Annotated in this window: 2 protein-coding genes and 1 pseudogene; all 3 read left to right on the forward strand. The window is 46.4% G+C overall.

Annotated elements, in window-relative coordinates:
* Positions 1-130: pseudogene (locus IEW74_RS17105) on the forward strand (electron transfer flavoprotein subunit alpha/FixB family protein); the annotation flags it as partial.
* Positions 131-292: 162 nt separating this feature from the next.
* Positions 293-1,087 carry a substrate-binding periplasmic protein gene (locus IEW74_RS17110; RefSeq protein WP_188667382.1) on the forward strand — a complete coding sequence of 265 codons (795 nt, stop codon included), beginning with the start codon at positions 293-295 and terminating at the stop codon, positions 1,085-1,087.
* 104 nt (positions 1,088-1,191) lie between these two features.
* On the forward strand, positions 1,192-2,598 hold the full coding sequence (locus tag IEW74_RS17115; protein ID WP_188667384.1) for an aldehyde dehydrogenase family protein: 1,407 nt from the start codon (positions 1,192-1,194) through the stop codon (positions 2,596-2,598).
* Positions 2,599-2,754: the final 156 nt, after the last annotated feature.

Genomic DNA, 2,754 nt, shown 5'->3' on the forward strand with positions numbered 1-2,754 from the left:
GATGAAAGATTCCAAAGTCATCGTGGCGATCAACAAAGACGAAGAAGCCCCCATCTTTAGCGTGGCTGACTACGGTCTCGTTGCGGACCTCTTTGAGGCCGTACCGGAACTGGAAAATTCATTAACTTAGACCTGCCTTTCATCCCGCAATGAAAGCAGAAACTTAAGGGCAGGCCAATGGTCTGCCCGTTTTTTTGTCGGTTTATGATCGAATAATTTGATTGAAAATATTGAAAGCAAGCCTCAATTATAAATAATCAGGAAGCCATATAATAAAACGAAAGGAATACGTATGAGAAGGGAGTGGTTAAGACGGGTGGTGTCTCTCTTCTTTCTGGTTGCCTTTTTTATGGGAACAAAGGGTGCGTGGGCGCAAGATAAAGGTATCATTATTGCCACAGGCGATGATTACCCGCCCATAACATCGCAAAAGCTGCAATATGGCGGACTGGGTTTGCGCATTGTCATGCGGGCGTTTGAATTGGGCGAACTACCCGTGCAGAAAGTCAAATGGCAACCTTGGGCGCGGGGGTATTCATTGACGAAATCCGGAGTTATTGATGCGGCTTTCCCATGGGGACCAACGCCGGAGCGCAATCATTTCTTTTATTTTTCTGACCCGATCCTGCATATGACGAATTATGCCTATGTTCTGGAAAAATCGGATGTGTCTATTCATCAAAGAGAGGACTTAAAAGGCAAAGTCTATTGTAATCCCAATGGATATGGTGATTTCGGCGTGATTAAAGAGCTTAAGGAAAAGAACCTGATGACGCGGGAAGCGCCGTTGAATATGGTCTCCTGTTTTAAAATGTTGAAACAGGGCCGGGTGGATTTGGTCGTTTCCCCCAAATGGGATGCGGATTACGCAATATCCGGGGCGAAGCTGAACATGGAAATAATTCGACGCGAACCAATGAAGGTTGCGCAGACCCCACTCAGTTTGATTGTTTCTCTTAAAAATAAACGGGGACCGGAAATTATTTCAGCCTTTAACAAAGGACTGAAAAAATTGAAAGAAACCGGTGAATTTATCCGAATTTATCACGAGTTCGGATTTGATGAATTTCTGGAACCCAATAGCTGAGTGCGCAGTTTTACGGATCAAATAGCACTTGTTTACACGCGTGTTTCTCGGCAAGATAAAAGTTACAAAAGAAACTAAAACTCTGACAGGCGAGGCAGGAAAAGATGACAGAACAAACATATGCGCTGTTGATTGATGGTGTGAAGGTTGCAACGAATGATCATTTCACGGTTTTGAATCCGGCAAACGGGCAAACCGTTGGTCATGCGCCCAAGGCATCAACAGCTCAATTGGATGCGGCGGTACAAGCTGCACGTACAGCTTTTAAAAAATGGAGCGCGGTTTCAGATGAAGAACGCCAGCAGGCTTGTTTGAACATTGCTGCTAAAATCGAAGAACATAGTGAAGAATTGGCGACCCTTTTGACGAAAGAACAAGGTAAGCCGTTAAACGGATTGGGTTCACGTTTTGAAATCGGTGGGGCAAAAGTCTGGACGCAAGTAACCGCAGCTTTGCAGATTTTACCAAAGGTTTTGCAGGATACTGAGGAAGGCAAAGTCGTTCTTCATCGCAAACCCATTGGTGTGGTCGGGTCCATTACTCCGTGGAACTGGCCGGTAATGATTGCGATTTGGCATATTATCCCGGCGGTGCGAACCGGTAATACAGTGGTTTGTAAACCGTCACCTTTTACCCCCTTATCCACCATCCGCTTGATTGAATTGATGAACGAGGTTTTACCCGCCGGTGTTGTCAATTGCATTACCGGGGATGATAGTCTTGGGGCGGCTATGTCAACCCATCAGGGAATTGATAAAATTGTCTTTACCGGCTCGTGTGCGACCGGGCAAAAAGTGATGATGAGTGCCGCAGCCACCATGAAACGTCTGACGTTGGAGCTGGGCGGGAATGATGCCGGGATTATTCTGCCCGATTGTGATCCCAAGGAAATCGCGGAAGGTTTGTTCTGGGGGGCCTTTATTAACAACGGTCAAACCTGTGCTGCGATGAAACGTTTGTATGTGCATGAAAGCCTGCATGATCAGGTCTGTGAGGAATTGGCCAATGTGGTGCGCACAATCCCGATGGGTGACGGTTTGGATGAGGCGAACGTCATCGGTCCCATCCAAAACACCATGCAATTTGAAAAGGTTAAAGGCTTGGTCGAAGATGCAAAACGCAAAGGGGCGCGTATTTTAACAGGTGGCGAAGCAGGCGAAGGGCTGTTTTATCCGACAACCTTGATTGCGGGTGTCGATAATGGCTGGCCGATCGTGGATGAAGAACAATTTGGTCCGGTTCTCCCCATTATTTCCTATCGTGATATTGACGAGGTGATTGAACGGGCGAACGACAGCCCCAATGGGTTAGGGGGATCGGTTTGGTCCAAAGATATTGAAAAAGCCAAAGAAATCGCCAGCCGACTGGAATGTGGATCGGTCTGGATTAATAAACATGGTGCGATCCAGCCAAATGCGCCGTTTGGTGGGGTCAAAGGATCCGGTATCGGTGTGGAATTTGGTGAAGAAGGTTTGGCGGAATATACCAATATTCAGGTAATTTTCAGTTAAAAGACTCTATTGGGTCAAGAACAGCCTGCTGACAAAGTGTTTTAGTAAATAATTGACCAAAAGCCGTCATCAACTCTCTTGAGCAAACACTTCGTCACGTATTTTTGCGTTGATGATGACGATCAGTTTTCTCATGGCGGCTGTTAAGGCCACAAT

The sequence above is a fragment of the Terasakiella brassicae genome (assembly GCF_014641495.1).
Classification (GTDB): Bacteria; Pseudomonadota; Alphaproteobacteria; order Rhodospirillales; family Terasakiellaceae; genus Terasakiella; species Terasakiella brassicae.

Bases quoted from the DNA above. Each gene is read 5' to 3' on its own strand.
- IEW74_RS17110 (WP_188667382.1), top strand. From the start codon at position 293: ATGAGAAGGGAGTGGTTAAGACGGGTGGTGTCTCTCTTCTTTCTGGTT.
- IEW74_RS17115 (WP_188667384.1), top strand. From the start codon at position 1,192: ATGACAGAACAAACATATGCGCTGTTGATTGATGGTGTGAAGGTTGCA.